Genomic DNA, 7,401 nt, shown 5'->3' with positions numbered 1-7,401 from the left:
GGCCGGAGCTTGAGGCGTCAGGTTCCGGTGGCTTCGGGGGCGGGCCGGGTGTGATCTGTCCGGTCGTGTCCAGGCTTGTCGGGGCGTCGTTGACGGGTAGGGCGTGGCTGGTACGGGGCGGTACGACGGAGGGGCGCGCATGTCGGTGGACGGCGAGGTTCGGCAGCTGAGGACCGAGGCTGACGAGCCGGGGTGGGAGGTCGACCCGGACGACGAGTGGGGCGTGGCGGTGATCGCCACGGTGGGGCGGCAGTTGAAGCTGCGGCGCGAGGCCGTGGGGATGCGGGCAGGCGACTTCGGCCGGGCCGTGGGGTACGGCGAGGACCTCGTCTACAAGATCGAGGGCGGGAAGCGGATCCCCAGGCCGGAGTACCTGGAGCGGGCGGACGAGGTGCTCGGGGCGGGCGGTCTCCTCGCGGCGATGCGGGAGGACGTGGCCAAGGTCCGGTACCCGAAGAAAGTGCGGGATCTGGCGCAGATGGAGGCGCGGGCGGTCGAGATCGGGGTGTACGAGAACAGCAACGTCGCGGGTCTGTTGCAGACCGAGGGGCACATGCGGGCGCTGTTCGGCGCGTGGCTTCCCGCCTACTCGGACGAGGAGACGGAGCGCATGGTGGCCGCACGTATGGCTCGCCGTGCGATCTTCGATCGGTCACCCGCGCCGACGCTCACCTTCGTCCAGGAAGAGTCGACGCTCCGGCGGCCGGTTGGGGGCAGAATGGTGTGGCGTCGACAGCTCGAACGCCTGCTTGAGCTGGGGGAGTTGCGGAACGTGTCGATCCAGGTGATGCCGACGGAGGTCGAGGACCACTTCGGCACGGGCGGGCTCATCGAGGAGCTGAAGTTCCCGGAAGGCACGGCGGTGGGTCGCTCCGAGGGAGCGTTCAACGGCCGTCCCGTGAGCGACCCGAAGCAGATCCGCATCCTTGACCTGCGCTATAGCATGATCCGGGCCCAGGCGCTCACGCCCCGGGAATCGCGGGCGTTCATCGAGCAGATGCTTGGAGAGACATGAGCACCAGGGACGACTCCACGCTGACGTGGTTCAAGAGCAGCTACAGCAGCAGCGGCGACGGCAACTCCTGCGTCGAGATCGCCCTCGCCCCCCGCACCACCCACGTCCGCGACTCCAAGTACCGCGACGCCGGGCCCCGCCTCGCGCTCGGCGTGGACGCATGGGCGGACTTCGTGGCGTACGCCTCCGGGAGCTGACCTCTTCCGCTACCGCGCCACGAACTGGGTCAGGATGGCCTGGACCTCGTAGATGTCGACGCCCTTGGTGAAGGTCTTCTGGATGGGGACCTGGGAGCCGGAGAGCCAGATCTTCAGTTCCGCGTCGAGGTCGAAGGTGCCGGCCGTCTCGACCGCGAAGTGCGTGATGCTGCGGTACGGGACCGAGTGGTACTCCGTCTTCTTGCCGGTGATGCCCTGCTTGTCGATCAGGATCAGCCGCCGGTCGGTGAACAGGATCGTGTCGCGGATCAGCAGGTACGCGGCGTACACCTGCTCACCCTGGCCGAGCAGGCGCGCGTACTCCTGCTGCGCCTGGGCCGGGTCGATGCTGTGGGCGTTGCCGAACAGTGCCATGGTTCCCCCTCGCGTGAACTTGCTGCTATCCGAATCCTCGCAAACCGCGGGGACCGGGAGAAGGATCGTCCTCTGCCGGTCCCGTGCTGTGACGAGCGTGTGACGTGACCGGCCTCAGTCGTTCGAGGGTCGTCGGAAGCGGTAGCCGGACACGGGGCCCAGACTCTCGCCGTCCACGTCGATGCTGTCAGACCAGTCACGCCGCTCAAGAGGCGCCAGAAGGGACTCGAGCGAGCAGGACCACACCTCGCACAGGACGCGGACGAAGAGGCCGTACAAGTCGTCCGACATGTGCCACCAGTGCTTTTGCCAGGTGAGCGTGGCATGGTCGCGGGCGAACTCGTACGCACCGTCCCGGTGGATGGTTGACGGAAACACCTCCGAAAGGGGTGTGTCGAAGCCGTACTGGCAGATGAAGACGCAGTGGTCGGGGAGTTGGATCCGCTCCCCGGACAGCCGATGGTCGAGTTCCGGCGGACGCGTCCGCCAGGTGAGGGGCCACCCGAAGCTCACGAAGATGTCGCTGCGCTGCCGTGCCCACTCGCGCACGTCGGGCAGGCGTAGAACGCCCTGCGATGTCAGTGCGAAGGCGATGTCGTCCGCGAGCGGGTGGAGGGCACAGTGCAGGGTGTAGGCGAGTTCGAGTTGGAGCGAGTCGTCGAAGAGTCCGGCGTCGCGCAGTCCTTGTTCCTGGGTACGCATCCACTGCCGCATCTGGTCCCGGGTGGCGACCAGTGCGGCCTTGTCCCGTGATGCCCGACTGGGCTGCCCGGCGAGATAGCCGGCGAACGAGACGGAGTTGTCGGAGCGGAAACCGTTGACCGTGACAATGCCCGGAAAGTCACGCTGCCCCTGATGCTGGATGCTGTTCCACAGCATGGCGAGCCCGATGTGTCGACCTTGGTCGTCACGTACCTCCGTGGCCCTGCTGACGAAATCGTCGCGCATCCGGAGGCGGAACTTCTCCTCACTCGCGCGTCCTTTGGCCGCCTGGGGCGGGTAGAGACGGTCGAAGACCTCTGCGGGCGATCCGGTCGCCAGGGAGAAGGGCGGAATGATCTCGGGATCGGTCGCTCTCGGCTCCCACGTGTGGATGGGCACCGCGTTCTCCAGGACGAGGCGCCGGGCGAGCTGGGCCATCCGTTCGTCGTTGGTCCGGCTGAACAACCCCTTGAACGCATAGGGACTGATTCTCAGCCTGACCCGCACCGTCGTTCCTTCGGGCACCCAGCCCTGGCCGGTGACGGGGGTGAGCAGGGGGCGGTGCGAGGCTCCGTCGAAGGTGAGGCGCCGGGCGTCTGCGAGCGAGGAGTCGTAGCGGCGGGTGATCAGTTCCACCTGGTCGCCGAGCAGGAAGACGGAGAAGAAGCCGATACCGAAGCGGCCGCTGGGCCGGAAGCCGCCGTCGGCCAGCCCGGGGAGCCGGTTGCGGACGCTCGTGGAACTCCAGCCGCTGGTGCCGAAGTCGAGCAGCCCGTGGACCAGCGTGTCCTCGTCCATGCCGGTGCCGTAGTCACGCACCTCCAGGAACCAGGCTCCGTCGGTCTCGGCCAGACGGATCTCCACCCGCCCGAGCGGAAAGTCGGGCTGAAGCGTCTGCCGGGCCAGCACGGCGTCCTGGGCGTTCTGGATCAGCTCCCGTAAGGCGACCTCGGGCTCGTTCCCGTAGAGCTGCTGCCCACCGAGGGTGCCGACGAGTGCGGGGATGTCGGAGACCTTGACGGCCGCGTCGATGGGGCGCCAGTCCTGCACGCGGAAGAGTTCCGCGAAGCGTTCCGGGGAGTCGACACCGGCGACGGCGCGCGCCGCGAGCCGGTCCCGGCCGAGGTCGTGCAGCAGGGCGTCGACGGCCTTCAGCTCGCGGTCGATCCCGCGCAGGTACTCCAGCGCCAGCCACCAGGAAGTGGCGTCCCGCGGGGGGAAGGGGCGCAGCGAGCTGTAGGTGACCCGGTCACCCTTCCGGTAGGGGCGGCTGATGTGTTCCTGGAACCGCCAGTGCTCGCGGGAGACACCGCGCGGCCGCCGCAGGGAGAACAGGAAGCTGGGTGCGCGCCGGCTGTCGACCTGGGTGGCGTCGGCGAGCCGCAGGATGCAGGCCAGCTTGAGCGGTTCGATGATCCACTCGCTGGGCTGCCAGGGCAGGGATCCGATGGAGTGCCGGAACTCTCCGGCGAGGCGGTCCACGGGCCACCAGTGACTGGCTGCAAGTTCGCCGATCAGCGGGCCGTACCACTCCCGCAGCTGGGTCTCCTCGATGAGGAAGATCTCGTTCCCCGCGCTCGACCGCCAAGGCTGATCCACCAGCCGCTTCGCCTGCTCCGCGTGGGTCTCGCGGATCGCGGTCGCCACGCAGGCTTCGGCGATCTCCGCGGGCGGATCACCCAGCTCCTCCCGGTCCGGCCAGGAGCCCTCTCGTTCGTAGTAGGCCAGCGAAACGAGGTCGTGCCACCGCTGCTCGCCCAGTGCCTCGGGCACGGTCGTACCGTAGGCGGCCGACCCCATGGCCGCGTCGTGCAACACGAAGGCGCAGCCCAGGACGTAGGTCTCGGCCGGATTCAGGGTGACCTCGTCGCCGCAGACGAGATCGGCGGTCTCCCACAGCGCGTCCACATGGCTGATGTCGTGCACGGTGAAGTCGGGCATGCTCCGTGCGTTCTCCTCCAGGAGTACGCACGCCTTCCTCCGCAACTCCGTGTACGACGTGCGCAGCCGCTCCCGCTGGGCGGCGTGCGGGTCGGGGTCCGGACGCGCGGCCAGGGTGTTCTGCCACAGTTTCGTGCTCGTGTGGACGTGCTCGGTCACGGGGAACGGTCACCTCATCGCGGGCAGGAGGAACAGGGCGGCGAGCACCCACATGGTGATCACCGAGACGAGGATGAAGAGCACCACGTACGTCTCGTACCAGCGCAGGAAGTTGCCGGGGCGGGGACGCTTGCGGAAGTCGGGTCCGACGATCTCGTCGGTGATGTCGCACTCCTCGTTGCGGTAGTCGAGCCAGGCGAGTGCCCCCACGACGATCAGCGTGCCGGTGAAGGCGGCGACCACCGTGGCCAGCGTCAGCAGGCCGATCACTCCGCCGCGGGCGGTGGCCGCCGTCAGTTCCCACTTGCGGTAGCCGACGAAGAGCGCGAGCGCCGCGGTGACGAGGGCGGTGGCGAGGGTCTGGTAGAGGGCGAGGAATCGGTGTGCGTTCTCGTTCACGGCTTGGATCTGCTGCAGCACGTACCGGTATCGCTCCAGCGCGAACTCGTGGCGGATCGCGGCGGTGTCCGCTGCGGTGTCCGCGGCCGCGTCCGGCCGCGCTTGATCCGGCCGCGCCTGTCCTGATTCCCCCATTGCCCCCACCCGTAGGCAGCCGTCCACTGACCTATACCCATCCGCCACCGGTCCACCCGACAGCGCGGAGGCCCGGGAACACTACGTTTCCGGGCCTCTGGACGTGCTGCGTACGTTCTACGCGGTCGGCTTCTCCTCGAGACGGGGGAAGAGCACCGCGCCCTTGGTGACGGTCGCGCCGGCGGGCAGCCGGCCCCAGTCCGCCGCGTCCTGGACCTTCTGGTCCGCGAGGGCGCCCAGGGCCGCCTCGGCGCCCAGGGAGTCCCAGAGCTTCTGGGAGGTGTCCGGCATGATCGGGTTCAGGAGTACGGCTACGGCGCGGAGGGATTCCGCGGCCGTGTAGAGGATCGTCGCGAGGCGGGCCTTGCCCTCCTGGGAGTCGTCCTTGGCGACCTTCCAGGGCTCCTGCTCCGTGATGTAGCCGTTGACCTGCTTCACGAAGTCGAAGACCGCCAGGATGCCGCCCTGGAAGTCCAGCTCCTCGCCGATCTTGCGGTCCGCCTCCGCGACCGCCTTGGTCAGGCCGTCGTGAATGGCCTTCTCGGCGTCCCCGTCGGCCGTCGCGGCCGGCAGCTCGCCGCCGAAGTACTTGCCGACCATGGCCGCGACTCGGGAGGCGAGGTTGCCGTAGTCGTTGGCCAGCTCGCTCGTGTAGCGGGCGGAGAAGTCCTCCCAGGAGAAGGAGCCGTCCTGGCCGAACGCGATCGCGCGCAGGAAGTACCAGCGGTACGCGTCCACGCCGAAGTGCGAGGTCAGGTCCTGCGGCTTGATGCCCGTCAGGTTGGACTTGCTCATCTTCTCGCCGCCGACCATCAGCCAGCCGTTCGCCGCGACCTTCCCGGGCAGCGGGAGGCCCTGCGCCATCAGCATGGCCGGCCAGATGATCGCGTGGAAGCGGAGGATGTCCTTGCCGACGAGGTGGACGTCGGCCGGGAAGGTGGACTCGAACTTCTCGGGGTTCTCGTTGTAGCCGACCGCCGTGGCGTAGTTCAGCAGGGCGTCGACCCACACGTAGATGACGTGCTTGTCGTCCCAGGGGACCGGGACGCCCCAGTCGAAGGTCGAGCGGGAGATGGAGAGGTCCTGGAGTCCCTGGCGGACGAAGTTCACGACCTCGTTGCGCGCGGACTCGGGCTGGATGAAGCCCGGGTTGGCCTCGTAGTGGGCGAGGAGCTTCTCGCTGTACTCGCTGAGCTTGAAGAAGTAGTTCTCCTCGCTGAGGATCTCCACCGGCTTCTTGTGGATCGGGCACAGCTTCTGGCCCGCGTACTCGCCCTCGCCGTCGAGCAGCTCGCCGGGGAGCTTGTACTCCTCGCAGCCCACGCAGTACGGGCCCTCGTAGCCGCCCTTGTAGATCTCGCCCTTGTCGTACAGGTCCTGCACGAACTCCTGGACGCGGTCCGTGTGCCGCTTCTGCGTGGTGCGGATGAAGTCGTCGTTCGCGATCTCCAGGTGCTCCCACAGGGGCTTCCAGGCCTCGGTGACGAGCTTGTCGGCCCAGGCCTGCGGGGTGACCCCGTTCGCCTCGGCCGTGCGCATGATCTTCTGACCGTGCTCGTCCGTGCCGGTGAGGTACCACACCTTCTCGCCGCGCTGGCGGTGCCAGCGGGTGAGCACGTCGCCTGCGACGGTCGTATAGGCGTGGCCCAGGTGAGGAGCGTCGTTGACGTAGTAAATGGGGGTCGAGACGTAGAACGCCTTCGTCCCCTGCTTCTCGTTTCCAGTGGCCGCCATGGGCGAAATCCTACTGGTCCGCCGGTGATCGACTCACACGCGTTTCGGGGGGTGGACGGGGGTGCGTTCGTCGTACTCCGGTCCACCCCTCCGACGGGTGGGGTGTGGCGTGCGGTGGTTGTTACGGGCGCCAGTCGGCCAGTACGCCTTCGTACAGCTCCTGGTCGGTGAGCTCCTTGGGGGTCTCGCCGGCGAGGAAGTGGGACGTGTTGCCCGTCTTGAGCTTGCGGAGGTAGTCGAAGGCCTTGTTCTCCGGGTCGCCGAAGGCGACGAAGGAGAAGTGGACGTTCGGGTGGTTCTTGGCGGCGTCCGTGAGGGCCTGGGTGGCCGGGGTCTTCGCGTCCGGGGCGCCGTCGGTCTGGAAGACCACCAGGGCGGGGGTGCCGGGGGCTTCCTTCTCGTGGTGGGCGAGGACGGCCTCGACGGCGGCGTGGTAGCTGGTGCGGCCCATGCGGCCGAGCGCTGCGTGCAGCTCGTCGATCTTGTTCTCGTGGTCGGTGAGGGTGAGATCGCCGGTGCCGTCCAGCTCCGTGGAGAAGAACGTGACGTGGACCGTCGCCTCGGGGTCGAGGTGGGCGGCGAGCGCGAGGGTCTGCTCGGCGAGGGCCTGGGCGGAGCCGTCCTTGTAGTACGGGCGCATGGAGGCGGAGCGGTCCAGGACGAGGTGGACCTTGGCGCGGGTGCCGGTGAGGTCGTGGGTCTTGAGGGTGGCGGCGGCGGCCTTGTAGGCGGTGGTGAGGGCGG

Annotated in this window: 7 protein-coding genes; 2 read left to right on the top strand and 5 right to left on the bottom strand. The window is 68.3% G+C overall.

Features of this window, described 5'->3' with window-relative positions; translation table 11 throughout:
* Positions 1–139 precede the first annotated feature (139 nt).
* Positions 140–1,015: a helix-turn-helix transcriptional regulator gene (locus tag DMH12_RS35895; protein WP_125495494.1), complete on the top strand. Its 876-nt coding sequence runs from the start codon at positions 140–142 to the stop codon at positions 1,013–1,015.
* Positions 1,012–1,212, top strand: coding sequence for a DUF397 domain-containing protein (locus tag DMH12_RS35890; RefSeq protein WP_125495493.1), 201 nt, complete (start codon positions 1,012–1,014; stop codon positions 1,210–1,212). Before DMH12_RS35895 ends, DMH12_RS35890 begins: the two co-directional genes overlap by 4 nt.
* Positions 1,213–1,221: 9 nt before the next feature.
* Here DMH12_RS35890 and DMH12_RS35885 read toward each other — a convergent pair whose 3' ends face one another.
* From DMH12_RS35885 to DMH12_RS35865, 5 genes are all read right to left on the bottom strand, one after another.
* Entirely contained in the window at positions 1,222–1,587 is a 366-nt protein-coding gene (locus DMH12_RS35885) for a PH domain-containing protein (RefSeq protein WP_064728890.1), read from the bottom strand.
* Positions 1,588–1,701: 114 nt separating this feature from the next.
* Entirely contained in the window at positions 1,702–4,389 is a 2,688-nt protein-coding gene (locus DMH12_RS35880; protein ID WP_125495492.1) for an ATP-binding protein, read from the bottom strand.
* 9 nt (positions 4,390–4,398) lie between these two features.
* Positions 4,399–4,923 carry a hypothetical protein gene (locus tag DMH12_RS35875; RefSeq protein WP_125495491.1) on the bottom strand — a complete coding sequence of 175 codons (525 nt, stop codon included), beginning with the start codon at positions 4,921–4,923 and terminating at the stop codon, positions 4,399–4,401.
* 117 nt (positions 4,924–5,040) lie between these two features.
* Positions 5,041–6,657, bottom strand: a complete 1,617-nt coding sequence (gene metG / locus DMH12_RS35870; RefSeq protein WP_125495490.1) for a methionine--tRNA ligase — start codon at positions 6,655–6,657, stop codon at positions 5,041–5,043.
* Between the two features lie 121 nt (positions 6,658–6,778).
* The coding region (locus DMH12_RS35865) for a VWA domain-containing protein (protein ID WP_125495489.1) at positions 6,779–7,401 on the bottom strand (623 nt) is incomplete at its 5' end.

This window comes from Streptomyces sp. WAC 04229, assembly GCF_003947455.1.
Taxonomy (GTDB): domain Bacteria; phylum Actinomycetota; class Actinomycetes; order Streptomycetales; family Streptomycetaceae; genus Streptomyces.
The sequence above is the reverse complement of the archived record's forward strand: the minus strand, read 5'-3'. Positions and strand labels throughout refer to the sequence as shown.